This window comes from Pseudomonas sp. NFR02 (assembly GCF_900119375.1).
GTDB classification, from domain to species: domain Bacteria; phylum Pseudomonadota; class Gammaproteobacteria; order Pseudomonadales; family Pseudomonadaceae; genus Aquipseudomonas; species Aquipseudomonas paracarnis.
The window spans coordinates 786,029-808,400 of record NZ_FPJJ01000002.1 but is presented as its reverse complement, the minus strand read 5'-3'; the positions used below and the strand labels follow the sequence as shown (position 1 = coordinate 808,400).

Here is a 22,372-nt window from a genome sequence, read left to right as displayed (position 1 = left end):
CATTTTTGTTCCGCGAACAAACAAGGCCAGAGCCATCAAACCCTGACCTATAAAAAACATGGGAAGTTTTTGCAAGTGAAAATGCTGTCCAGAGATTTCATACGCCCAGCACCCAACGAAATTCGGGCCCAGATTGATAGACCAGGATGAACATAAGATTAACAATCTCAGGGCTTGGCGGCGGCTTTTTCACCACGCACCGACAACGCGATACGTTCAGCTGTGCCGATGGGAATTTCGCCCACCACCGTAACCATCATTTCGCCATCCACCGTATTCAATCGCCGGGATACTGCCACGGTCGGCCCAAGCTGAGCGCGGGTTTCATTTACATCAGCGCCGTTGGCTGACTCAAGAAACACCGAAAAACGCGCGAGCCCATCGTCATACATCAGGCTGTCGACGGTAGATTTCGTTTGGGGATCTTTGCGCGTAGCGCTGCTGATCTGTTGGAAACCAGGCGGTAGCCAGTCCAGATGCCACTTTTGCGTGGCAGACATGTCAGGAGATTTAGCGGCGGACATTGTTACAGGCGAACAGTCGCTGCCGGGCTGCAAGCTCTGCTCAGAAGGAGTGGCCGAAGTATCCAGGTGGGTGAACTGAAAACGCTCCAGCAACTGCCCCTGGTCATTTAGCAGCAAGGACTTGAGCGGCAGCGCAGTTTCACGGTCCAAGTGTAATTCAAACCCATAACGGTAGGGGTCACGCGGGCTGATCGACACAATCACCGCATTACGACCGGCCACACGGGATTTGCCAATGACGGCCAGATCATAGAATGAAGTGAGTTTTTTTGGATCAAGAATACGCGAGGGTGCCTCAGGCGAATGACCGAGACCGGCAACCAACGTGCCACTGACACATTGTGCCCGACCATCAACCCTGACCGCTTCTTGGGCGGAGCCGTCAAGTTGCAACAATCGTTCACGGACATGACCATCCTGGACGCGGTGCCAGATGTCATGGGTTGAAAAACTGCCGTTACGTTCGTAGACAAACGTACCTTCGAAGCTTTGCTGCTGCTCTGCACGCCCAAGTCGAGTCAGCCAGTCTTGGGCTTCATCGGCATGGGCGGATAGTGCAAACCAACTACTGAGCAAAAGCGCAAGGAGCGGTATGGCGCGCATAGGGCTCCTTAGCGAATCAGCGGTTTTCCTGGCTTGCTGCGCGAGCGTATGGCAGAGCGCTTTCAGTGCCTTTGGCGGCCGATTCCTGCGCATGTTGACGCAGGTAGCCTGGAAGGCGCTGATCTTGCCAGCCGGATTGCCCCTGAAGTACACCATTGGCCATAGGGCCGGTGGTATCGGTGCTTTCCTTGTAGCCAGCCAGCACGGCCGGGCCTTTGACTTGCGGACCGGCCATGACCGGCTGCTGAGTCTGCTGGGCCAGCTCGTTGCCTGCGATCTCGTCCTGGTTGTACAGGCGAACGCCTGCCAACACAGCAACGGTCACCGAGGCGGCCACTGCCAGACGCCCCAGGCTACGCCATGGACCACGCGAGGCTTTTGCCGGAACGGCTTCATCCGCCAGTGCAGCAGAAACGGCCGCAGCAATATCCAGACGAGGGATTAGGAGATCCTTGTGCATCACCGCCCGAGCGACTTGGTAACGAGACCAGGTATCACGGGTTTCGGCGTCATCAAATGCGTTGAGCACTCGACGAAGTTCCAGTTCATCCGCTTCGTTATCCATCACTGCGGACAGCGATTCCTGCAGGGCATCACGACTCATGGCGGTTCCTCTCTTGGCTGTCGCCGCTGTCTTTAGTTTTCCTGCAACAACGGTTGCAAGGCTTTGTCGATGGCTTCTCGGGCCCGGAAAATCCGTGACCTCACAGTCCCCACCGGACATTGCATGACGCTCGCAATGTCTTCGTAACTCAGACCATCGAATTCACGTAAAGTTAACGCCGTACGCAAATCTTCTGGCAGTTGCTGAATAGTGCGATGAACGGTGCCTTCGATCTCGTCGCGCAGCAATGCACGCTCCGGCGACTCGAGATCTTTGAGGCCGTGATCACCATCGTAAAATTCTGCATCTTCTGAACTGACATCACTGTCTGGTGGGCGGCGACCGCGTGACACCAGATAGTTTTTCGCCGTGTTAATGGCGATGCGGTACAGCCACGTATAAAACGCACTGTCACCGCGGAAATTTCCAAGTGCACGGTAAGCCTTGATAAAGGCTTCCTGTGCAACGTCCTGCGCTTCATGGGTGTCGTGCACAAACCGCACGATCAACCCGAGAATTTTGTGCTGGTATTTCAGCACTAGCAGATCAAATGCTCGCTTATCACCGCGCTGTACGCGCTCGACCAGCTGCTGATCCTCTTCCTGGGTTAGCATGAACACTCCTCGTTGTACTTGAAGGAGGCTTGCATAACTAAACGATCAGGCTTGCAAACATAGACTCGGGCTTTTCGCAAAAGTTCTCCCCCTTCAAGCAAGTTTCCGGCATGCACTGATTTGGCACACACGAAAAACGCAGCACGGTCGGTGCCGGCTGCGCGAATAATCTTGTCGCCGGTTTCGTGACGCGTCCAATGCTCCCGACGGGCCAATAAACTCAACGTTTTCCCAGCTTTCGGGCAACCTGCTATTGAGTCGGGGCTTATGCAAAAAGTTCCCGTCCCGCCAACCGGCCGTTTCCCAACGCTGCGCAGCATAATCTCACAATGCCACGAAGGCGTGGCTATTGTGCCGCTCCACCCCTCTATATACTAGTGGCCCGTGTGACCCTTTGATTCGCCGATCCAGGCGTCCTGTTTGCGCCCCCCTTTGGATCGCTTTTTGCGGAATCCGTCAAATGAGCCAACAGTTTCAACACGATGTCCTCGTCATCGGCAGCGGCGCCGCCGGCTTGAGCCTGGCCCTGACCCTGCCCAGCCATTTGCGTATAGCGGTTTTGAGCAAAGGCGACCTGGCCAACGGCTCGACCTTCTGGGCCCAGGGCGGCGTGGCTGCGGTGCTGGACGACACAGACACCGTGCAATCCCACGTCGAAGACACCCTTAACGCCGGCGGTGGCCTGTGCAACGAAGACGCCGTGCGCTTCACCGTCGAGCACAGCCGGGAAGCCATCCAATGGTTGATCGACAAAGGTGTGCCCTTCACCCGCGATGAACATGCCGGCAGCGACGACGGTGGCTTTGAGTTCCACCTGACCCGCGAAGGCGGCCACAGCCATCGCCGAATCATTCACGCTGCCGATGCCACCGGGGCCGCGATTTTCAAGACCCTGCTCGATCAGGGCCGCCAACGCCCCAACATCCAATTGCTGGAGCAGCGCGTCGCCGTCGACCTGATCACCGAAAAACGCCTGGGCCTGCCGGGCGAACGCTGCCTGGGCGCCTACGTACTGAACCGCACCAGCGGTGAAGTCGATACCTATGGCGCACGCTTCACCATTCTCGCCTCGGGCGGCGCCGCCAAGGTCTACCTCTATACCAGCAACCCCGACGGTGCCTGCGGCGACGGCATTGCGATGGCCTGGCGCTCGGGCTGCCGGGTCGCCAATCTGGAGTTCAACCAATTCCACCCCACGTGCCTGTATCACCCGCAGGCCAAGAGTTTCCTGATCACCGAAGCCCTGCGCGGCGAAGGCGCACATTTGAAGCTGCCCAATGGCGAACGCTTCATGCAGCGCTTCGACCCACGCGCCGAGCTGGCACCACGCGATATCGTCGCCCGCGCCATCGACCACGAAATGAAGCGCCTGGGTATCGACTGCGTGTATCTGGACATCAGCCACAAGCCCGAAGCCTTCATCAAGACCCACTTCCCGACCGTCTACGAACGCTGCCTGACCTTCAATATCGACATCACCAAGGGCCCGATCCCCGTGGTGCCGGCCGCGCACTACACCTGCGGTGGCGTGATGGTCGATCAGCATGGCCGCACCGACGTGCCGGGCCTGTATGCCATCGGCGAAACCAGCTTCACTGGCCTACACGGCGCCAACCGCATGGCCAGCAATTCATTGCTCGAATGCTTCGTGTATGCCCGCTCGGCGGCAGCGGACATTCTTGAGCAACTGCCGCGCATCCCGGTACCAGCCGCCCTGCCCCGCTGGGATGCGAGCCAGGTCACTGATTCGGACGAAGACGTGATCATCGCTCACAACTGGGACGAGCTGCGACGCTTCATGTGGGACTATGTGGGCATCGTGCGCACCAACAAGCGCCTGCAAAGGGCGCAACATCGGGTGCGCTTGCTGCTGGATGAGATCGACGAGTTCTACAGCAACTACAAGGTCAGCCGCGACCTGATCGAATTGCGCAACCTGGCCCAAGTGGCCGAGCTGATGATCCGGTCGGCCATGGAGCGCAAGGAAAGCCGCGGCTTGCATTACACCCTCGACTATCCACAGATGCTGCCCGAAGCCCGGGACACTATCCTGGTGCCAACCACCTACGCCGGCTGAACTTCAGGCGTACCCGCAGGCGCCGGTGCACATCGGCGGCCTGTGCATCCCTTGGCACGCAGATGGACCGCACTCGCCGTTCACCCTGCGCCCGGTAACGCAACACCACGATCAGCGGCAACGCCAGGCTGTCGGGCCGCAGTTGCACAGGGTGCCACCCGCGTGCGGCGCTCCATAATTGCCAGCCATCGTCGTCACGGCGCAGGCCACGAATCGACGAACGGTGAGTGAGCAGAATTTGCCGCGGTAACACCCAGGCACAATGAGCCAGGCATAACAGGATGCCCAGGCTTGAGTAAGGCAGGTTTAGAACCAGCAGGCTGCCCAGCGCGATCAGTTGGGCAAGCACATAGGCCGCCAGCAACAGCCGCGAGGCCTGCCAGCGGCATTCGAAACGATTACTTGGGCTGGACACGGTCCAGGATCATCCGAACCATGCGCTGCAGCTCCGGGTCTTCGGATTCGGCGCGCTCCATGAACCAGCCAAACATGTCCTGGTCTTCGCACGTAAGCAACCTGACGTAGAGGTCGCGGTCCACCTGATTGAGCGTCGCGTACACCTCTTTGGTGAAAGGCACCAGCAACACATCCAGCTCCAGCATGCCGCGACGGCTGTGCCAGTAGAGGCGATTGATTTCTACATCTTCGACCATGGAGCCCTCCTAAAATAGAGCGCAAGTATACAGCCCAGGCGACACCGGAACAGTCGGCTTTGGTCGACCGCGACGAAACTATGCATTTGCCGGACGCCCCTCTATGATGCACCCATGACTTTTTGACCTGCGATGACCCATGGCTGACTCCGCTTTTTTCTGCTCCCTGTCCCACGAAGGCGTTCTCGCCGTCCGCGGCTCTGATGCTGCCAAGTTCCTGCAGGGCCAACTGACCTGCAACCTTAATTACCTGAGTGAAACCCAGGCCAGCCTGGGCGCGCGCTGCACGCAAAAAGGCCGGATGCAGTCGAGCTTCCGCATCCTGCTGCAGGGTGATGGCGTACTCCTGGCCATGGCCACCGAGTTGCTTGAACCGCAGCTGGCAGATTTGAAAAAGTACGCGGTGTTCTCCAAATCCAAGCTCACCGACGAAAGCGCTGCCTGGGCGCGCTTCGGCCTGGCGAACGCAGACGCGGCCCTGAGCGCCCTGGGCCTCGCGCTGCCGGTCGAGACCGATAGCGTGGCGCGCAACGAAGCATTGATCGCCGTCCGCGTTTCCCCGGGCCGTGCCGAACTCTGGGTACCTGCCGAACACGCCGACGCCGTGCGCAGCCAATTGGCCGCGCAGTTGCAACAAGCTCAATTGAATGCCTGGCTGCTTGGCCAGATCCGTGCCGGTATCGGCCAGGTGATGCCCCAGACGCGCGAGTTGTTCATCCCGCAGATGCTCAACCTGCAGGCCGTGGGTGGCGTCAGCTTCAAGAAAGGCTGCTACACCGGCCAGGAAATCGTCGCGCGCATGCAGTACCTGGGCAAACTCAAGCGGCGCCTGTATCGCCTGAGCCTTGAGGCCAACGAGCTTCCCGAGCCAGGCACGCCGCTGTTTTCCCCCAGCCATAACAGCGCAATCGGCGAAGTGGTCATCGCGGCGAAAGCTGACCAGTCGATTGAACTTCTCGCTGTGCTGCAAGCCGAAGCTGCCGACAGTGGCGACGTGCGCTTGGGCACCCTCGAGGGCCCGGGCTTGAATCTGCTTGACCTGCCCTACCAACTGGACCGTGACCGCGAGATCCAGCGTTAATCGCCGTACTTTTTGCAGCACCCTAGAGAGCATGAATGAACAAGCTGGCGGAAAAAGTCCAACAAGCGTTGGTAACGGCCATCGACAACGATGACCTGGTTCTGCCGACATTGCCGGAGGTGGCCCTGAAAATTCGCCAGGCCGCCGAAGACCCGGACATCAGCATCAGCCACCTGAGCAAAGTGATCAGTCGTGACACGGCCCTGTCGGCGCGCCTGATCAAAGTGGTCAACAGCCCGTTGCTACGGGCCAGCCAGGAAGTCACCGACCTGCACACCGCCATCACCCGGCTTGGTACCAACTACAGCAGCAACCTGGCCATCGGCCTGGTGATGGAGCAGATCTTTCACGCCCGCTCCGAGGTGGTCGAACAGAAAATGCGCGACGTATGGCGCCGCAGCCTGGAGGTGGCGGGCGTGAGCTACGCCTTGTGCCGTCGCCACAGCCACCTCAAGCCAGACCAGGCGGCCCTGGGTGGCCTGGTGCATCAGATCGGCGTGCTGCCGATCCTCACCTATGCCGAGGATCACTATGAGCTGCTGGCCGACCCCGTCAGCCTCAACCACGTCATCGACAGCATCCACCCGGTGCTGGGCGACAAGCTGCTGCGGGTCTGGGACTTTCCCGAGATGCTGGTGAACGTGCCAGGCCAATACCTGGACCTGACACGCGACTCTGCAAGCCTGGACTACGTCGACCTGGTGCAGGTCGCCGCTCTGTACTGCCACCGCGGCACCGACCATCCCCTGGGGACCGCGCCGATTGCCACATTGCCGGCCATCACGAAGTTACGCATAGACCTGCACAGCGACGCCCTGCGCAGCGAACTGGACGAAGCGCGCTCGATGTTTTACTGATCAACCCGCGATAAAACTCACGCGCACCTTAAGCCCCGCCAGCTCGCCATCATGCAGGCTGATCTGCGCCAGGTGCGCACGGCAAATCTCCCCGACAATCGCCAGCCCCAAGCCCGACCCCATGCCCTGCTGGCTGCGTCGATAAAAGCGCTCGAATACCCGGTCCCGCTCATCCAGCGGGATGCCGGGGCCGTCATCCTCCACCTCCAGCACCGCCGGGGCCGTCACGCGCAGAATCACATTGCCGCCGGGCGGGGTATGGGCCAAGGCGTTATCCACCAGGTTACTCAGCAGCTCATTCAACAGCGTCGGTTCGCCGCGCAGCCATACCGGCTCGTCGGCCTCCAGCGCCAGGGCCACGCCCCGCGCGTGGGCCAGCGGCGCCATGGCCATACCGAGCTCACGGGCCAATTGGCTCAAATCGAGCAGTTGCGCACCGCCTTCGGCAATGGCGCGGGCACCGTTTTCGATGCGGGCCAGGGACAACAATTGATTCGCCAGGTGCGTCAGGCGGTCGGTGCCCTGGGCGGCCGTTTCCAGGGTGCTGCGCCAGGTGGCCGGTTCTTCGGCACGCAGGCCCAGTTCCAGCCGGGCCTTGAGCGCCGCCAGGGGCGTGCGCAGCTCGTGGGCAGCGTCGGCAATAAACTGCGCCTGGCGCTCGAACTGCCCGCGCAGACGTTCGGTGAAATGGTTGAGTGAGCGTACCAGTGGGCCGAACTCGTCCTGAACTTCCACCAAGGGCAGGGGCCGCAGATCATCAGGCTGGCGCTCTTCCACCGCTGTACGCAGGCGTTCCAGCGGGCGCAGCGCGGCGCTCACCGCGAACCACACCAGCAATAACGCACCGATGGCGAGCATGCCCAGGCGCAACAAGGTGTCGGCCATCAGGCTGCGGGCCATGGCCACCCGGGCTTCGTCGGTCTCCGCAACACGAATTTCGGCCATGCCGTTCATGTTCGGTTCCGAGACGGCCTTGAGCAGGCTCACCACGCGCACAGGCTGGCCCAAATACATGGCGTTGTAGAACCGCGCCAAGGCCGGGTAATCGTCGGTGCGGGGCGTGCCGGGCGGCGGGCCGGGCAGGTTTTCGTAACCGGAAATCAGTTTCTGATCAATATCATTGACCTGGTAATAAATGCGCCCGGCACTGTCGTAGGCAAAGGTGTCCAGGGCCACATAGGGCACATTGGCGCTGAGGGTGCCGTCCACCTGGGTCAAACCGGCGGCAATGGTGCGTGCCGAGGCCAGCAGCGTGCGGTCATAAGCGGTGTCGGCGGCTTCGCGACCGTTCCAATAAGCGCTCATGCCGCTGGCGAGCATCAACAACACCAGCAATAACGCAAGGTTGCACAGCAAGCGCCAGCGCAGGCTGCTGGGCTTATGCATCACGGGCTTCCAGCAAATAGCCAAGGCCGCGGAAGGTGACGATGGCGATGGGTTGGCCATCGAGCTTCTTGCGCAGGCGATGCACGTAGATTTCGATGGCGTCGGGGCTGGCCTCCTCGTCCAGGCCGAATACCTGGGAAGCCAATTGTTCCTTGCTCATCACGCGCCCCGGCCGGGCGATCAAGGCTTCGAGCACCGCTTGTTCTCGGGAGGTCAAGGTCATCAGCTCGCCTGCGACCGTGAAGCGCCGAGTGTCGAGGTCGTACACCAGCACACCGCAGGTTTGCTGACGCTCGCCGCCCAACACGCTGCGCCGCAACAGTGCCTTGACCCGTGCTTCGAGTTCCGTGAGTTCAAACGGTTTGGCCAGGTAGTCATCGGCGCCCAGGTTCAGGCCGTGCACGCGGTCTTTTACATCACTGCGAGCAGTCAGCATCAGCACCGGCAGATTTTTTCCACCTGCCCGCAAACGCGCGAGCACCTCGAAACCATCCAGGCGCGGCAGCCCTACGTCCAGGATCACCGCGGCGTATTCCTCGCTGCTCAAGGCTAGGTCCGCCGCCACGCCGTCATGCAACACATCAACGGTCAAACCCATGCTCTTGAGCGCTTGGGCGACACTTTCGGCGAGCTGCAGATGGTCTTCAACCAGGAGGACACGCATGGATTTCTACCTCATTCAGGGGTGGTCGGCGCCACGCTTTGCCCGGCAGTTTACAGCCGCAACCTGGCCTGTGAAGCCCGAAAACATTGAAAGGCGATTGAAAGGTTAGTGAAAGCTTCGCCCTTTAGCATCCAACCACGGTGGTCTATGCCCGCCGAGTTGCCTGACCCGTAGCGCCCGAAAAACGCCTCGAAGCGTTTTCGCCAAAATAAGAACAATAACGGAGTACACCACGATGCTGTCGACCCAGCCACAGGCTTGCCCGCCTGTTCGCTCTTGCCGTCTGACCCACACCGCCCTCGCCAGTGCCGCTGCCCTTGCCGGCTTTGCGCCGCTCAGCCAGGCTGCCTTCTTCGAAGACAGTAGCGCGACCCTGGAAACCCGCAACATGTACTTCAATCGCGACTTTCGCGACGGTACCAGTGCGCAGCAATCCAAGCGCGACGAATGGGCCCAGGGCTTCATGCTCAACCTGCAATCAGGCTACACCGACGGCACCGTCGGCTTTGGCGTGGATGCGCTGGGCATGCTCGGCGTCAAGCTCGACTCCAGCCCCGACCGCACCGGCACCGGCCTGCTGCCGACCCACGATGACGGCCGCGCCGCCAACGAGTACGCCAAGCTGGGCCTGACCGGCAAAGTGAAAATCTCGGCGACTGAGCTGAAAATCGGCTCGCTGATCCCCGAACTGCCGATCCTCAAGCCCAACGACGGGCGCATCCTGCCGCAGACCTTCAACGGTGGCTTGATCACCTCCAAGGAATTCAAGAACCTGGTGTTCACCGGTGGCCGCCTGGACAAAGCCAAGGACCGCGACGACACCAACTACGAAGACATCGCGCTCAATAACAAGAACAGCCGCTTCCTCAGCGGTGCCACCGGCAAGCACTTCAACTTCGGTGGCGTCGACTACAAGTTCGCCGACAAGATCACCGGCAGCTACCACTTCGCCCAACTCGACGACGTGTATCGCCAACACTTCTTCGGCATGGTCGCCTCACGCCCGATGGGCCCTGGCACTTTCGCCGCCGACCTGCGGCTGGCCATCAGCGATGACACCGGCTCGGCCCGCGGCGGCAATATCGACAACAAGTCCCTCAACGGCCTGTTCAGCTATGCCCTCAATGGCCATAAGCTCAGCGCCGGCTACCAGCACATGTCCGGCGACAGCGCCTTCCCATATGTGGATGGCAGCGACCCGTACCTGGTCAACTTCGTGCAGATCAACGATTTTGCCGGCGCTGAAGAACGCTCCTGGCAGGCACGTTACGACTACGACTTCGCCAAGCTGGGCATTCCTGGCTTGAGTTTCATGAGCCGTTACCTCTCGGGTGACAACATCAAGCTCAAGAACGGCGAGACCGGCAAGGAGTGGGAACGCAACAGCGAGATCAAGTACGTGGTGCAAAGCGGCACGTTCAAAGATGTGGCCGTGCGCCTGCGTAACGCCACCTATCGTTCCAACTACTCGGCCCGTGATGCGGATGAAATGCGCTTGCTGGTCAGCTATAGCGTCGCACTTTGGTAGTACCCCTCATAACAACAACGATGGAGATCGCCATGACCCCTTCACTGCGTAAATTTGCCCTCGCCGCCGGCTGCATGCTGTTCGCCGGCCAACTGCTGGCCGCCGACGAACCCAAGCGTCCGGAATGCATCGCCCCGGCCTCCCCTGGCGGCGGTTTTGACCTGACCTGCAAACTGGCGCAAAGCGCGCTGGTGAACCAGAAGCTGCTGACCAAGCCGATGCGTGTGACCTACATGCCAGGCGGCGTGGGCGCGGTGGCCTACAACGCGGTCGTCGCCCAGCGCCCTGCAGATGCCGGCACGTTGGTCGCCTGGTCGAGCGGTTCGTTGCTGAACCTGGCCCAGGGCAAGTTCGGCCGTTTTGATGAAAGCGCCGTGCGCTGGTTGGCGGCAGTGGGCACCAGCTATGGCGCCATCGCGGTGAAAAGCGACTCGCCCTACAAGACCCTCGATGACCTGGTTAAAGCCCTGAAGAAAGACCCAGGCAGCGTGGTGATCGGCTCCGGCGGCACCGTCGGCAGCCAGGACTGGATGCAAACCGCGCTGATCGCCAAGGCCGCCGGAATCAACCCGCGCGAACTGCGTTACGTCGCCCTTGAGGGTGGCGGTGAAATCGCTACGGCTCTGCTGGGGGGGCATATCCAGGTGGGCAGTACCGACATCTCCGACTCCATGCCGCATATCCAGAGCGGCGATATGCGCCTGCTGGCGGTGTTCTCCGAGCAACGCCTGGATGAGCCGGAAATGAAGGACATCCCGACCGCCAAAGAGCAAGGCTACGACATCGTCTGGCCGGTGGTGCGTGGCTTCTACCTGGGGCCAAAGGTCAGCGATGCCGACTACGCCTGGTGGAAAGACGCCTTCGACAAACTGCTGGCTTCCGAGGAGTTCGCCAAGCTGCGTGACCAGCGCGAGCTGTTCCCGTTCGCCATGACGGGCCAGGAGCTGGACACCTACGTGAAGAAACAGGTGGCTGACTACAAAGTGCTGGCCAAAGAGTTCGGCCTGATCCAGTAATCGCCCCTCTTTTGTGTAATGCCCCTGTAGGAGCGAGCGTACTCGCGAAGAACCCAAGGACATCCACGTGCGTCCAGAGAGCACGCGTTATCGTTGAAGTTTTTCGCGAGCAAGCTCGCTCCTACAAGAGGGGCCTTGGAGTTTTCTATGCTCTTACAACGCATTTTCGCTGCCGTGCTATTGCTGGCCTGTATCGGCCTGGCGCTGATGGCCTGGCCGTATCAGGCGGCTTTTTCCTACGAACCCGTAGGGCCAAGAGCCTTCCCCCTGCTGTTGCTCGGGCTGATGGGCCTGGCGCTCATCTACATGATGATTCGCCCGCAGGCGACCAAACACACTGACGATGAACCCGCGCTGGATCAACCCACGTTGATCAAGATCGGCATCTGTGTGGCCCTGCTGCTGGTGTTTGCCGGCACATTCGAATCCTTGGGTTTCATTCTCAGCAGCATGCTGATCGGTATTCCGATGGCACGGCTGTACGGCGGCCGCTGGTTGCCCAGCGTGGTGATCATCACCTTGATGAGCGTCGGTCTTTATCTGCTGTTCGATAAAACCATGGACGTACCGTTGCCCCTCGGCCTGCTCGACGTTCTGGAGAACTGACATGGATACTTTTGGCTATTTGGGCCAGGGTTTCGGCGTTGCGCTGAGCCCCTATAACCTGGTGACCGCGTTGTGCGGCACCCTGATTGGCACCGTGGTCGGCCTGTTGCCGGGCCTGGGCCCGATCAACGGCGTGGCACTGTTGATCCCCATCGCCTTTGCTCTGGGCTTGCCGCCAGAGTCGGCGCTGATCCTGCTGGCAGCCGTGTACCTGGGCTGCGAATACGGTGGCCGCATCAGTTCGATTTTGCTGAACATCCCGGGCGAAGCGTCCACCGTGATGACCACCCTCGACGGTTACCCGATGGCCCGCAAAGGCCTGGCCGGCGTGGCACTGTCGTTGTCGGCCTGGAGTTCGTTCATTGGGGCGTTTATCGCCACCTGCGGCATGGTGCTGTTCGCCCCGCTGCTGGCCAAGTGGGCAATTGCGTTCGGCCCGGCGGAATATTTTGTCTTAATGGTGTTTGCGATTGTCTGCCTGGGCGGCATGGCCGGTGACAAACCACTGAAGACTTTTGTTGCGGCGCTGATCGGCTTGTTCCTTTCCTGCGTGGGCATCGACGCCAACAGCGGTGTGTACCGCTTTACCGGCGACAATATTCACCTGACCGATGGCATCCAGTTCGTGGTGTTGGTACTCGGCCTGTTCTCCATCAGCGAGATTCTCCTGCTGCTGGAAAAAACCCACCGTGGCCAGGAAGCAGTGAAAGCCACCGGGCGCATGATGTTCAACGTCAAGGAAGCCTTATCGGTACTGACCGTGAACCTTCGTTGCGGCGTATCGGGTTTTATCATAGGCGTATTGCCGGGTGCGGGTGCGACCATGGCCTCGGCCGTTGCCTACATGACCGAGAAACGCATCGCAGGCGCCAGCGGCAAGTTCGGTCAAGGCGACATGCGCGGCCTGGCCGCCCCTGAAACCGCCATTGGCGCATCGGTCTGCGGCGCCATGGTGCCGATGCTGACCCTCGGCGTTCCTGGCTCGGGCACCACAGCGGTGATGATCGGCGCCCTGTCGCTGTACAACATCACTCCCGGCCCACTGCTGTTCCAACAGCAACCGGACATTGTCTGGGGCCTGATCGCCTCGTTGTTCATCGCCAACATCATGCTGGTCGTGCTCAACATCCCGATGATCCGCATCTTCACCCGTATCCTCGCCGTGCCGAACTGGGCGCTGGTGCCGGTGATCGCCATCATCACCGCGATCGGCGTGTACGCTGTACATGCCACCACCTTCGATCTGTTCCTGATGATCGCCATCGGCATCTTCGGCTACATCCTGCGCAAGCTGGACTTCCCGCTGTCGCCGCTGCTGCTGGGCTTTATCCTCGGCGGTTTGATGGAGCAGAACCTGCGCCGTGCGCTGTCGATCTCCAACGGTGCGCTGGAAATCCTGTGGTCGAGCCCGATCACCTTTGGCGTCTGGGTGCTGACCGCAATCATGCTGCTTGTACCGCTGCTGCGTATCTGGCGTAAACGCGTGCAACAGCGTCGTGCCCTGGCCGATGTCTGAGGTCACCTTTAAACATTGGTGGGGAACACCGCTGGTCGGCCTGGCCGGCGGTTACCTGGCCAGCCTGGTCGGCTGGCCGTTGCCGTACATGGTCGGCTCGTTGCTGGCGATCATCCTGGTGCGCTGCCTGACGCCCTGGCAATTGGCGGAGATTCCCGGCGGGCGCAAATGCGGCCAATGGGTGGTGGGCATCGGCATTGGCTTGCACTTCACCCCGCTGGTGATCGAGCAGGTGATGAGCCACTTCGGCCTGATCTTCTTCGGTGCACTGGTCACCAGCTTGTCGAGCGTGGTCGGCGTGTGGTTGATGCGCCGCAGCGGGGAAGACCGCGCCACGGCGTTTTTCTCCAGCATGCCGGGCGGTTCCGGGGAGATGGTCAACCTGGGCGCTCGCAACGGCGCGGTGCTCAGCCGGGTTGCGGCCGGGCAGAGTTTGCGTGTGCTGGTGGTGGTGTTGTGTGTGCCGGCGATCTTCAAGTATTTGCTCGGAGGCGGCGCACCGCAGTTTCACCCGGCGCCGGTGGACTGGGCGTGGCTGGCCCTGCTGTTTCCGGTGGGTGCGCTGGTTGCCTGGGGCTGGCAACGCTTGCGCCAACCCAACCCTTGGCTGTTCGGGCCATTGCTGGTGAGTGCGATCGCCAGTGTGACCTGGGATTTACACATTGGCCTGCCCGACGGCGGCAGCCAGATCGGCCAATGGTTGATCGGCAGCGGTTTGGGCTGCCACTTCAATCGGCAGTTCTTCCGTCGCGCGCCCTCATTCATGGGCCGCACCTTGATTGGCACGGCATTGACCATGCTGCTGGCGACGTTAGCGGCGGTGGGCTTGAGCGCCCTCACTCACCTCGACCTGCGATCACTGACCCTGGGCATGATGCCAGGCGGTATCGCTGAGATGAGCCTGACAGCTGAAACCCTGCAGTTGTCGGTGCCCTTGGTGACGGCGATGCAGGTGATGCGCTTGTTGTTCGTGCTGTTCTTGGCCGAGCCTTTGTTTCGGCACTGGAACCGTCAGCCCGCCCCCCTCTAAAACCTTCCACATGTTGAATGTGCCAGGCCTCAGACGGGTGGCAAACGCCACTCGATGGGGGCCTCGCCATTCTGCTCGAGAAACTTGTTGGCCCGGCTGAAATGCCCGCAGCCCAGAAACCCGCGATACGCCGACAACGGCGAAGGATGCACCGAGGTCAGCACCAGATGCTTGGTGGCGTCGATGAGCTTCTGCTTGCTTTGAGCATGGGCGCCCCACAGCAGGAACACCAGGTGCGGCTGATGCTCGCTGACTACCTCGATAATCCGATCGGTAAAGAACTGCCAGCCCTTGCCCGCATGGGCGTTGGCGTTGGCGCGCTCCACGGTCATGGTGGTGTTGAGCATCAGCACGCCTTGGTCGGCCCAGCTTTGCAGGTAGCCGTGGTTGGGGATGTCGATGTTCAGGTCGCGCTTGAGCTCTTTATAGATATTGACCAGCGACGGCGGCGCCGGCACGCCCGGTTGCACCGAGAAACACAGGCCATGGGCCTGGCCAGGGCCGTGATAAGGGTCCTGGCCGAGGATCACGACCTTGACCTTGTCCAGCGGTGTTGAATTGAGTGCGTTGAAGATCAATGGGCCGGGCGGGTAGATCTCTTTGCCTGCGGCATGTTCCTGGCGCAGAAACTCGCGCAATTGCGCCATGTAAGGCTTCTCGAACTCTTCACGCAGAGCGTGTTTCCAGCTGGGTTCGAGTTTGATACGGTCGCCATCGGTCATAGTTGAATTGTCTTGTAAAAAAGAATGAGGCGAACCCTAGGAAAGCCGACCCCGCTTGTCAATTGATCTGACACAGCACCGGCACTTTCCCACGAAGGGATCATACTCATCCTTCACCTTCTCGATTGAGGTCACGATGAACCTGCATTTCGAAGAACTGACCGGCAGTGGCGGCGCTCGCATCGGTATCGCCAGCCTGGACGCGCCAAAGTCCCTTAACGCCCTCTCCCTGCCAATGATTCTGGCCCTGGATGAGCGCATGGAGGCCTGGGCCAAAGACCCGCAGATCGTCTGCGTGCTGCTACGCGGTAACGGCCCCAAAGCCTTTTGCGCCGGTGGCGAAGTGCGCAGCCTGGCTCAGGCTTGCCGTGAGCAGCCCGGCGAAGTTCCGGCTCTGGCCGCCCAGTTTTTTGCCGCTGAATATCGTCTTGACTACCGCCTGCACACCTTCCCAAAGCCGTTGATCTGCTGGGGCCACGGTTATGTCTTGGGCGGTGGCATGGGCCTGTTGCAAAGCGCCGCCGTGCGTATCGTTACACCAAGCAGTCGTTTGGCCATGCCCGAGATCAGCATTGGCTTGTACCCGGATGTGGGGGCCAGTTGGTTCTTGTCCCGCTTGCCGGGTAAGCTCGGCCTGTTCCTGGGCCTCACCGGCGCCCATATCAACGGTCGCGACGCGCTGGACTTGGGCCTGGCAGACCGTTTTCTGCGTGATGACCAGCAAGACGAATTGCTCGATGGCCTGCTGCAGCTGAACTGGCAGGAACAGAGCGCGATGCAACTCAACAGCTTGCTCAAGGCCCTGGCGCAGGAGGCGATCAGCGATCAACCCGACGCGCAATGGCTACCACGCCGCCCACAGATCGACGAATGGCTGGATGTAGGAGATGTACGCTGTGCCTGGCGCGCCTTGAACCTGCTGCGCGACCACAGCGACCCGCTATTGAGCCGGGCCGGCAAAACCCTGAGTGAGGGCTGCCCACTGACGGCGCATCTGGTGTGGGAACAGCTCCAGCGCGCCCGCCACCTATCCCTGGCCCAGGTGTTCCAGATGGAATACACCCTGAGCCTCAACTGCTGCCGTCATCCGGAATTTGCCGAAGGGGTGCGGGCGCGCCTGATCGACAAAGACCAGGCGCCTCATTGGCACTGGCCGGATATCAACACACTCCCGGAAGCGGTGGTGCAGGCGCACTTTGACAAGGCCTGGGAAGGTAGAAATCCTCTGGCAGATTTATCTGACTACTGACAGGTCTGTACGTTTGTCGTTGACCTTGAACTTGCAATTGTCCGGTTGGCTGTCCACGCACGTATACACCGGCAACTCGAACGCATCGGGCTGCAGCTTCCAATACAAGGAGCTGGTCAACGACATGTTGATAATCTCATTGCCCCTGCTTGGCCTCAACGCTACTACTACCCCGCTCCAGTTGGTGCGGTAGATGCACTTGTCCATGTAGCCGTTTCCTCTCTCCTCGCCGTCGCCCGGCATGAAGACTGCGCCAATGAACCCGTCGACAACACCACGCGACGCGACCTTCGGACTTTGCCAGCGCAGGCCGTTGTCTTGGGCGCGATAATGGCCATCGGCGTACACGATCTGCGACGGATAAGGACAGCCTTGCTCCGCACTTGCCGATGCAATGAAGCAGCTCATCAGCAGGAGCACGCAAATCAATTGTTTGAACATAGGGATTCCATCTGCTCAGTCTCACCACGCAAAAGCACAAGGCTTCTCGTTAGTGAAGTACAGCTAGCGCCTCAAAGATAGCTGTTAAATCTGACAGTACGGACATACGGTACCTATAAAAAACGGCGCATGATGCGCCGCTTGTTTTTCAAGATATTTAACGGTGACCGCCGCGACCACCTCCGTGGTCGGAACCGCGTCCACGCCCGCCATTACCCCAGCGGTCGCCCCACCCCTGGTTGGGGTAGGGTCGGTAGCCGGCGCGAGGGTAATAGCGCGGGGCTGGTTGGTAGTAGCGCGGCGCCGAATAGTAGCGAGGCTGTGGCGCATAGTAGCGAGGCGCTGGCGCGTAATAGCTGCGCCCAGAAGGGTAATAACGCGGGCCGCCGTAGTAATAGGCTGGCGCCGGCGCGGTGTAGACCTCGGAGCGATAGTAGGTGGCGCCTCCATCGTAATAGGGCACGCAGGCTGAAAGGGTCAGGCCGAGCAAAGCGATGAGCAGCAGTCGTCGATACATGGCGGCCTCCTGGACCGCGGAAGAGCTCCTCCAGCGACGCTGGCGAGCGGCATTCAGCTTTCACTGAATGACGAAACATCTGACATCAAAAACCGAATCTGGTGCGTTCGCGACACAAGTGGAAACACCTGTTTCAGACGAAGTGAAGGTCTGTCAAAAACCCATGATGATGGAATGCCGCCCAGCCGCGCTGTATCGTGCAACAACTACCGCTGTCCTACCCGAGGCCTGCCTGAACCGACCCATGACCACACCGACCCTATGCCCCGCCTGCGGTGCCCGCAACGACTGCTCCCTGGCCGATCCGCGCACGGCCGATCGAGCCTGCTGGTGCTACAGCGTCATCATCGACCCGGCGGTGCTTGAAGCCCTGCCGGATGAGGTGCGCAATAAAGCCTGCCTGTGCCCACGCTGCGCCCAAGTGGACGAACAGTTGCGTAACCGCCATGCGCGTTGATCGCTTCCTAAGCAACCTGCCACAGTTCAATCGTAAACAAGTGCGCTTGTTGCTGGTGGAGCGCCGGGTGACCGTCGAGGGTGTTGCAGTCAGCGATCCGCACCATGACGTACGTGAGTTCAGCCATGTCTGCGTTGACGGTGAAATTCTGCAAGCGGGCAAGCCGGCACGCTATTTCATGCTGCACAAACCCCAGGGCTGCGTCAGCGCCACGTCGGACCCGCGACACTCCACGGTCCTGGACCTGCTGCACGAACCGGACAAAGCCGACCTGCATATCGCCGGGCGCCTGGATTTCAACACCACCGGCCTGATGCTGATCACCAACGATGGCCAATGGTCACGGCGCCTCACGCAACCACAGACCAAGTTGCCCAAGGTGTACCACGTGCAAACCGAACAGGACATAGGCCCGCAGTATGCGATGAAGTTCGCGGCAGGGGTGTATTTCGCCTTTGAAGATCTCACTACCCAACCTGCCAAACTTGAACGGCTGGGCCCAAGAACGGCCCGGTTGAGCATCGTCGAAGGCCGCTATCACCAGGTGAAGCGCATGTTCGGGCATTTTGATAACAAGGTAATCGGCCTGCACCGCGAGCGAATGGGCCCCTTGGTGCTGGATACCTCGCTTGCGCCGGGTCAGTATCGGCCACTGACTGACGACGAAATCCGACTAATCTGACGACCGTTCAGCCGGTGATGGCAAAAAACCAACCGCTTACCTTGCGACCTGCCTTCGGTGCTGCTTGAATCAAGGCTTCAGCCAGATGATGACTGATGAGTCGCCCTATAACCTCCAAGAAACACCTGCCGCGCCCGTGCTTGATCGTCGGGCCCTCCCGGCAAACCGCCCGCCATAACAACACCCGCCGGCCAGCCGTCATCGGACCGACGTGAGCCTTCATTTTCCAGGCGTATGCCTACCTGTCATAAAGCACGTGCAAAGTGATTTGCGCGCACTACCCGCTTGCCAGGAGTCTTACGACATGAGGCCAGAAATCGCTGTGCTGGATATACAGGGTCAGTATCGGGTTTACACGGAGTTCTATCGCGCGGACGCGGCGGCAAAGACCATCGTCCTGGTCAACGGCTCCATGGCGACCACGGCGTCCTTCGCTCAAACCGTCAAAAGCCTGTACCCGCAATTCAATGTGGTGTTGTACGACCAGCCCTACGCTGGCCGTTCCAAAATCCATAACCGTCATGAGCAGATGCTCACCAAGGAAGTCGAAGGCCAGATCCTCCTGGAACTGCTCGACCACTTCGCCGCTGAACATGTGCTGTCCTTCTCCTGGGGCGGCGCCGCCACGTTGGTCGCCCTTGCACAGCGGCCCCGTAGGATAGAAAAAGCCGTGATCAGCTCCTTCTCGCCGGTAATCAATGCGCCGATGCGCGATTACCTCGAACGAGGCGTCGACTACCTGGGCAACCTCGACCGCGACCGTGTCGGCCACTTGGTCAACAGCACCATTGGCAAGCACCTGCCTTCGCTGTTCAAACGCTTCAATTACCGCCATGTCAGCAGCCTGGCCGCACACGAATACGGGCAAATGCACTTTCACATCAGCCACGTGCTCAACAGCGACCGGCAGTGCTACCTCAAGGCGGCCAGGCAAATCGACATCCCGGTGCTGTTCTTGAACGGCGAGTGGGACGAATACACCAGCGCAGACGACGCCAAGCTGTTTGGCCAGCATGTGGCCAAGAGCTGCTTCAGCACCATCCAGGCAACGGGGCATTTCCTGGACATGGAACATAAAGCCGCGTGCCGCGATAGCCGTGAGGCCGTGGTGGGCTTCTTGAAAGGGCAGCGGCCCGCCAGCCCGTTGCGGTATAGCCAGGGCCAGGCGCAACATGCGTGGGCGCTTTGAGATCAAGCCTGACACTGTGGCGAGCATGCTCCCTCGCCACATGCAACTCTCACATTTTTCAAAGAAAAACTTCAAATCCAGCCGAACATCTGGTACAAAGTCAGCCGTTCTGAGCGGGTATAGTTTAATGGTAGAACAGTAGCTTCCCAAGCTTCCGACGAGGGTTCGATTCCCTCTACCCGCTCCACTCAGATTTGCGCTGGCGTCAGGAAGGTTCTGACGCAGGATGCACAAAAAACCGGTCCTTGGTGACCGGTTTTTTTATGTCTAAAATTTATTCTCCAGCGCTCATCTGCTGCTCGGCAGTCGAGCCTGAGGGTGTGAAGCACCTTGTAATACCTCCAAGCGGCGCCATTTGTGCGCCCCCATACTCAACATCACCCTGCCCGCCTATCTGTTGAATCTCATCGTTGAATACGTGTTGAATCATCCACAGGAAAAAAAGCCGCTCGGGGTTTCTTTTCTGGCATCCGCGGCGCTCCAGGTATTACAGCAGGAGCGGTAGGTACGCCTAAGCAAAGTCTTACGGCAAGGCCGGCAACACCTCGCGATAATGTAGGCTCATCGGCCCAAAGTTCGGAATATGGCAATGCTGGACATCCAAAAAACCACACCCAACATCATCCTGCGCCAAGTAGTCGGCTGGGTGTTGGTTTTGCCGCTGCTGATCTCGTTTGTACGGCTGCCCTTCCCCTTCCCCCTTAGATTTTTGCTGGAGTTAGGAGTGATTGCCGCGTCGGCGTATGGCGTGAGGTTTGCCTGGCGTCACGCAACCCCACGCGTGGCTGTGTTCGCTTTGTTTGTCACCCTGCTCAACGTCATTTCCATGGTCATGTTAAGTACCGCGTCAGTACTCAAGGCCCTTTACATTATCGCCTGGCTCTACTGGTACCCCTATTATTCGAACTGGGTTTACTGGAATTTCTAATTGGGCGAAGAATTTGACCGCAAGAAACGTAGTTCCCAAACCCCATGGTGGAACTACAGTGGCGTCGTCCCCCCTCAACGCCCTTCAAGGAAACTGCTCATGACCTACCACTACAAGCTCATGCCTTCCCCTGTCGGTGAACTCACCCTGGTGGCGCGCGGTGGCAAACTCAGCGCCATCCTCTGGGAAGTAGAACGCGCCAATCGCGTACGCCTGGGTGAATTGATCGAGGCCAACGACAGCCCGGTGTTGCGCGAAACCGAACGCCAACTGAAGGAATACTTTGCCGGAACGCGTAACCAATTCGAACTGGAGCTGGACTTCGCCGGCACTGACTTCCAGAAGCAGGTCTGGCAGGCACTGCTGACCATTCCCTTCGGCGAAACCCGCAGCTACAGCCAGATCGCCGAGCAGATCGGCAACCCCAAAGCCGTGCGCGCAGTCGGGGCCGCGAATGGGCGCAACCCGATCTCGATCATTGCGCCATGCCACCGAGTGGTGGGAGCTTCGGGCGGGCTGACCGGGTTTGCCGGAGGGCTTGAGGCCAAGCAGTATCTACTGACGCTTGAGGATCGCAGCCAGGCAAAAATGGCTTTTTGATTACCGGTCAGCAAGCGCTCCGCGAGTGAAAGCCTGATACTCGAACAAACGTGCAAAGCCCAACTGTTGATACAGCGAGATGGCCTCCGCCGAGGCCTCGAGAAAACATCGGTGAGCCCCCAGGCTCGAGGCGTGAAGCAGGGCAGCTTGAATCAGGCAAGTGGCATAGCCTCTTCCACGAAAGCCCTTGAGCGTGCCGACATCATTCAGACGGGCCTCGCCTTCACACAATGACAACGTCAACGAACAGCTCACCCGCCCCTCGGCGGACAAGGTGAAGTGGTAAAGGGCCTCACCCGCATCAAGCGCCCTCTGGTGCCGTTCCTGATAGTTCACAACGACCTCGGGAAGCATCGAATATGCGCTGCCAACTGGACCCACCCATTCGTTCAAATCCCGCGTCAGGCAGATCTGTAGAGTCCCCTCGCTCATCCTTGGAATAAAACGCGACAGCTCGAGAACCATCGCGGTTGTCTGTTCGGCAGGCTGGAAACCGATTGCGCAGAGCGCCTCGCGTAGCTCAGCGACCTTTTCCTCATGAACCACAATGCGTATTGCAAGGACGGAACCATGGATCAAGCCCAACGGGTCAGCAAAAGCTTCGCCCAATGGAGCGCTGCCCACGCGAATAAATAACAAGTCATACAGGCCAGAACATACGTCAACGAAATAAGCGTTGATAGCCGCGCTATAACGACGATGCAGGCCGCAGGTGGCAGAAAAATAGTGATCTTCGGTCAGGTGATAAAGTGTGCGCAGGTCGCAGGTGGCATATGCGGTCATAGGGGTTATCCAGGTAAAAACCCAGTCTTGCGCTCGCCGCCTTGA

At 59.9% G+C, this 22,372-nt stretch carries 25 protein-coding genes, 1 tRNA gene and 1 pseudogene; 16 read left to right on the top strand and 11 right to left on the bottom strand.

What is annotated here, in order from left to right; all coding sequences use genetic code 11:
• Positions 1–167 precede the first annotated feature (167 nt).
• From BT199_RS09440 to rpoE, 3 genes are read right to left on the bottom strand one after another with little or no spacing between them, the layout of a single operon-like run.
• Positions 168–1,127, bottom strand: coding sequence for a MucB/RseB C-terminal domain-containing protein (locus BT199_RS09440; protein WP_072434351.1), 960 nt, complete (start codon positions 1,125–1,127; stop codon positions 168–170).
• A gap of 16 nt (positions 1,128–1,143) precedes the next feature.
• Positions 1,144–1,731: a sigma-E factor negative regulatory protein gene (locus tag BT199_RS09435; protein ID WP_003189451.1), complete on the bottom strand. Its 588-nt coding sequence runs from the start codon at positions 1,729–1,731 to the stop codon at positions 1,144–1,146.
• Positions 1,732–1,763: 32 nt separating this feature from the next.
• Entirely contained in the window at positions 1,764–2,345 is a 582-nt protein-coding gene (gene rpoE / locus BT199_RS09430; RefSeq protein ID WP_003172477.1) for an RNA polymerase sigma factor RpoE/AlgU, read from the bottom strand.
• 460 nt (positions 2,346–2,805) lie between these two features.
• On the opposite strand from rpoE, the gene nadB reads away from it, so the two are divergent.
• The gene (gene nadB / locus BT199_RS09425) at positions 2,806–4,422 is read left to right on the top strand and encodes an L-aspartate oxidase (RefSeq protein ID WP_072434350.1); all 1,617 of its coding nucleotides are present in this window, start codon (positions 2,806–2,808) and stop codon (positions 4,420–4,422) included.
• Here nadB and BT199_RS09420 read toward each other — a convergent pair.
• Together BT199_RS09420 and BT199_RS09415 are read right to left on the bottom strand one after the other, a co-directional pair.
• A complete protein-coding gene (locus BT199_RS09420; protein WP_003189446.1) occupies positions 4,391–4,837 on the bottom strand; it encodes a protein YgfX in 447 nt (148 codons plus the stop codon). The two genes, nadB and BT199_RS09420, sit on opposite strands and share 32 nt — an antisense overlap.
• Complete coding sequence (locus tag BT199_RS09415) at positions 4,821–5,075, bottom strand: FAD assembly factor SdhE (RefSeq protein WP_014717362.1); 255 nt, start codon at positions 5,073–5,075, stop codon at positions 4,821–4,823. Before BT199_RS09415 ends, BT199_RS09420 begins: the two co-directional genes overlap by 17 nt.
• 139 nt (positions 5,076–5,214) lie before the next feature.
• On the opposite strand from BT199_RS09415, the gene BT199_RS09410 reads away from it, so the two are divergent.
• Together BT199_RS09410 and BT199_RS09405 are read left to right on the top strand one after the other, a co-directional pair.
• On the top strand, positions 5,215–6,156 hold the full coding sequence (locus BT199_RS09410; protein ID WP_072434349.1) for a CAF17-like 4Fe-4S cluster assembly/insertion protein YgfZ: 942 nt from the start codon (positions 5,215–5,217) through the stop codon (positions 6,154–6,156).
• Positions 6,157–6,191: 35 nt separating this feature from the next.
• Positions 6,192–7,013 (top strand): HDOD domain-containing protein, encoded by an 822-nt coding sequence (locus tag BT199_RS09405; protein ID WP_014717360.1) that lies wholly within the window; start codon positions 6,192–6,194, stop codon positions 7,011–7,013.
• Here BT199_RS09405 and BT199_RS09400 read toward each other — a convergent pair whose 3' ends face one another.
• Together BT199_RS09400 and BT199_RS09395 are read right to left on the bottom strand one after the other, a co-directional pair.
• Positions 7,014–8,399 (bottom strand): sensor histidine kinase, encoded by a 1,386-nt coding sequence (locus tag BT199_RS09400; RefSeq protein ID WP_072434348.1) that lies wholly within the window; start codon positions 8,397–8,399, stop codon positions 7,014–7,016.
• Complete coding sequence (locus BT199_RS09395; protein ID WP_072434347.1) at positions 8,392–9,063, bottom strand: response regulator; 672 nt, start codon at positions 9,061–9,063, stop codon at positions 8,392–8,394. Before BT199_RS09395 ends, BT199_RS09400 begins: the two co-directional genes overlap by 8 nt.
• Before the next feature lie 235 nt (positions 9,064–9,298).
• Between BT199_RS09395 and BT199_RS09390 the strand changes: the two genes are divergently transcribed.
• The 5 genes from BT199_RS09390 (at position 9,299) to BT199_RS09370 (ending at position 14,759) form a co-directional block, all read left to right on the top strand.
• Positions 9,299–10,591 (top strand): OprD family porin, encoded by a 1,293-nt coding sequence (locus BT199_RS09390; RefSeq protein WP_014717357.1) that lies wholly within the window; start codon positions 9,299–9,301, stop codon positions 10,589–10,591.
• Between the two features lie 32 nt (positions 10,592–10,623).
• Entirely contained in the window at positions 10,624–11,607 is a 984-nt protein-coding gene (locus tag BT199_RS09385) for a Bug family tripartite tricarboxylate transporter substrate binding protein (protein WP_014717356.1), read from the top strand.
• 147 nt (positions 11,608–11,754) lie between these two features.
• Positions 11,755–12,213, top strand: a complete 459-nt coding sequence (locus BT199_RS09380; RefSeq protein ID WP_003189430.1) for a tripartite tricarboxylate transporter TctB family protein — start codon at positions 11,755–11,757, stop codon at positions 12,211–12,213.
• A gap of 1 nt (position 12,214) precedes the next feature.
• Positions 12,215–13,729 carry a tripartite tricarboxylate transporter permease gene (locus tag BT199_RS09375; RefSeq protein WP_014717355.1) on the top strand — a complete coding sequence of 505 codons (1,515 nt, stop codon included), beginning with the start codon at positions 12,215–12,217 and terminating at the stop codon, positions 13,727–13,729.
• Positions 13,722–14,759, top strand: coding sequence for an AbrB family transcriptional regulator (locus BT199_RS09370; protein ID WP_014717354.1), 1,038 nt, complete (start codon positions 13,722–13,724; stop codon positions 14,757–14,759). The genes BT199_RS09375 and BT199_RS09370 overlap by 8 nt, the downstream gene beginning before the upstream one ends.
• A gap of 29 nt (positions 14,760–14,788) precedes the next feature.
• Here the strand turns inward: BT199_RS09370 and ung are convergent, their stop codons facing one another.
• Positions 14,789–15,481: a uracil-DNA glycosylase gene (gene ung, locus BT199_RS09365; RefSeq protein ID WP_020301023.1), complete on the bottom strand. Its 693-nt coding sequence runs from the start codon at positions 15,479–15,481 to the stop codon at positions 14,789–14,791.
• Positions 15,482–15,617: 136 nt separating this feature from the next.
• Here ung and BT199_RS09360 point away from each other — a divergent pair, with 136 nt between their 5' ends.
• Entirely contained in the window at positions 15,618–16,730 is a 1,113-nt protein-coding gene (locus BT199_RS09360) for an enoyl-CoA hydratase/isomerase family protein (protein ID WP_032903199.1), read from the top strand.
• On the opposite strand, the gene BT199_RS09355 is transcribed toward BT199_RS09360, so the two are convergent.
• The gene (locus BT199_RS09355) at positions 16,716–17,171 is read right to left on the bottom strand and encodes a DUF3757 domain-containing protein (protein ID WP_019818495.1); all 456 of its coding nucleotides are present in this window, start codon (positions 17,169–17,171) and stop codon (positions 16,716–16,718) included. The two genes, BT199_RS09360 and BT199_RS09355, sit on opposite strands and share 15 nt — an antisense overlap.
• 157 nt (positions 17,172–17,328) lie before the next feature.
• Positions 17,329–17,688, bottom strand: coding sequence for a hypothetical protein (locus BT199_RS09350; RefSeq protein ID WP_019818497.1), 360 nt, complete (start codon positions 17,686–17,688; stop codon positions 17,329–17,331).
• Between the two features lie 244 nt (positions 17,689–17,932).
• On the opposite strand from BT199_RS09350, the gene BT199_RS09345 reads away from it, so the two are divergent.
• From BT199_RS09345 to BT199_RS09320, 7 genes and pseudogenes are all read left to right on the top strand, one after another.
• Complete coding sequence (locus BT199_RS09345; protein WP_014717351.1) at positions 17,933–18,145, top strand: cysteine-rich CWC family protein; 213 nt, start codon at positions 17,933–17,935, stop codon at positions 18,143–18,145.
• On the top strand, positions 18,135–18,827 hold the full coding sequence (locus BT199_RS09340; protein WP_072434346.1) for a 16S rRNA pseudouridine(516) synthase: 693 nt from the start codon (positions 18,135–18,137) through the stop codon (positions 18,825–18,827). Before BT199_RS09345 ends, BT199_RS09340 begins: the two co-directional genes overlap by 11 nt.
• Before the next feature lie 304 nt (positions 18,828–19,131).
• Positions 19,132–20,016, top strand: coding sequence for an alpha/beta fold hydrolase (locus BT199_RS09335; RefSeq protein WP_072434345.1), 885 nt, complete (start codon positions 19,132–19,134; stop codon positions 20,014–20,016).
• Between the two features lie 113 nt (positions 20,017–20,129).
• Positions 20,130–20,203, top strand: a tRNA-Gly gene (locus BT199_RS09330).
• Between the two features lie 183 nt (positions 20,204–20,386).
• Positions 20,387–20,521, top strand: a pseudogene (locus tag BT199_RS27660) (type II toxin-antitoxin system HicB family antitoxin); the annotation flags it as partial.
• An 84-nt stretch (positions 20,522–20,605) separates the two neighbouring features.
• Positions 20,606–20,944 (top strand): hypothetical protein, encoded by a 339-nt coding sequence (locus tag BT199_RS09325; RefSeq protein ID WP_072434344.1) that lies wholly within the window; start codon positions 20,606–20,608, stop codon positions 20,942–20,944.
• 99 nt (positions 20,945–21,043) lie between these two features.
• Complete coding sequence (locus BT199_RS09320; protein WP_072434343.1) at positions 21,044–21,544, top strand: methylated-DNA--[protein]-cysteine S-methyltransferase; 501 nt, start codon at positions 21,044–21,046, stop codon at positions 21,542–21,544.
• Here the strand turns inward: BT199_RS09320 and BT199_RS09315 are convergent, their stop codons facing one another.
• A complete protein-coding gene (locus BT199_RS09315) occupies positions 21,545–22,327 on the bottom strand; it encodes a GNAT family N-acetyltransferase (protein ID WP_072434342.1) in 783 nt (260 codons plus the stop codon).
• Positions 22,328–22,372 lie beyond the last annotated feature (45 nt).

What these genes read in the sequence shown, in the direction of transcription:
- BT199_RS09440 (WP_072434351.1), bottom strand. Translation starts at nt 1,127, where the DNA reads ATGCGCGCCATACCGCTCCTTGCGCTTTTGCTCAGTAGTTGGTTTGCA.
- BT199_RS09435 (WP_003189451.1), bottom strand. Translation starts at nt 1,731, where the DNA reads ATGAGTCGTGATGCCCTGCAGGAATCGCTGTCCGCAGTGATGGATAAC.
- rpoE (WP_003172477.1), bottom strand. Translation starts at nt 2,345, where the DNA reads ATGCTAACCCAGGAAGAGGATCAGCAGCTGGTCGAGCGCGTACAGCGC.
- nadB (WP_072434350.1), top strand. Translation starts at nt 2,806, where the DNA reads ATGAGCCAACAGTTTCAACACGATGTCCTCGTCATCGGCAGCGGCGCC.
- BT199_RS09415 (WP_014717362.1), bottom strand. Translation starts at nt 5,075, where the DNA reads ATGGTCGAAGATGTAGAAATCAATCGCCTCTACTGGCACAGCCGTCGC.
- BT199_RS09410 (WP_072434349.1), top strand. Translation starts at nt 5,215, where the DNA reads ATGGCTGACTCCGCTTTTTTCTGCTCCCTGTCCCACGAAGGCGTTCTC.
- BT199_RS09405 (WP_014717360.1), top strand. Translation starts at nt 6,192, where the DNA reads ATGAACAAGCTGGCGGAAAAAGTCCAACAAGCGTTGGTAACGGCCATC.
- BT199_RS09400 (WP_072434348.1), bottom strand. Translation starts at nt 8,399, where the DNA reads ATGCATAAGCCCAGCAGCCTGCGCTGGCGCTTGCTGTGCAACCTTGCG.
- BT199_RS09395 (WP_072434347.1), bottom strand. Translation starts at nt 9,063, where the DNA reads ATGCGTGTCCTCCTGGTTGAAGACCATCTGCAGCTCGCCGAAAGTGTC.
- BT199_RS09390 (WP_014717357.1), top strand. Translation starts at nt 9,299, where the DNA reads ATGCTGTCGACCCAGCCACAGGCTTGCCCGCCTGTTCGCTCTTGCCGT.
- BT199_RS09385 (WP_014717356.1), top strand. Translation starts at nt 10,624, where the DNA reads ATGACCCCTTCACTGCGTAAATTTGCCCTCGCCGCCGGCTGCATGCTG.
- BT199_RS09380 (WP_003189430.1), top strand. Translation starts at nt 11,755, where the DNA reads ATGCTCTTACAACGCATTTTCGCTGCCGTGCTATTGCTGGCCTGTATC.
- BT199_RS09375 (WP_014717355.1), top strand. Translation starts at nt 12,215, where the DNA reads ATGGATACTTTTGGCTATTTGGGCCAGGGTTTCGGCGTTGCGCTGAGC.
- BT199_RS09370 (WP_014717354.1), top strand. Translation starts at nt 13,722, where the DNA reads ATGTCTGAGGTCACCTTTAAACATTGGTGGGGAACACCGCTGGTCGGC.
- ung (WP_020301023.1), bottom strand. Translation starts at nt 15,481, where the DNA reads ATGACCGATGGCGACCGTATCAAACTCGAACCCAGCTGGAAACACGCT.
- BT199_RS09360 (WP_032903199.1), top strand. Translation starts at nt 15,618, where the DNA reads ATGAACCTGCATTTCGAAGAACTGACCGGCAGTGGCGGCGCTCGCATC.
- BT199_RS09355 (WP_019818495.1), bottom strand. Translation starts at nt 17,171, where the DNA reads ATGTTCAAACAATTGATTTGCGTGCTCCTGCTGATGAGCTGCTTCATT.
- BT199_RS09350 (WP_019818497.1), bottom strand. Translation starts at nt 17,688, where the DNA reads ATGTATCGACGACTGCTGCTCATCGCTTTGCTCGGCCTGACCCTTTCA.
- BT199_RS09345 (WP_014717351.1), top strand. Translation starts at nt 17,933, where the DNA reads ATGACCACACCGACCCTATGCCCCGCCTGCGGTGCCCGCAACGACTGC.
- BT199_RS09340 (WP_072434346.1), top strand. Translation starts at nt 18,135, where the DNA reads ATGCGCGTTGATCGCTTCCTAAGCAACCTGCCACAGTTCAATCGTAAA.
- BT199_RS09335 (WP_072434345.1), top strand. Translation starts at nt 19,132, where the DNA reads ATGAGGCCAGAAATCGCTGTGCTGGATATACAGGGTCAGTATCGGGTT.
- BT199_RS09325 (WP_072434344.1), top strand. Translation starts at nt 20,606, where the DNA reads ATGCTGGACATCCAAAAAACCACACCCAACATCATCCTGCGCCAAGTA.
- BT199_RS09320 (WP_072434343.1), top strand. Translation starts at nt 21,044, where the DNA reads ATGACCTACCACTACAAGCTCATGCCTTCCCCTGTCGGTGAACTCACC.
- BT199_RS09315 (WP_072434342.1), bottom strand. Translation starts at nt 22,327, where the DNA reads ATGACCGCATATGCCACCTGCGACCTGCGCACACTTTATCACCTGACC.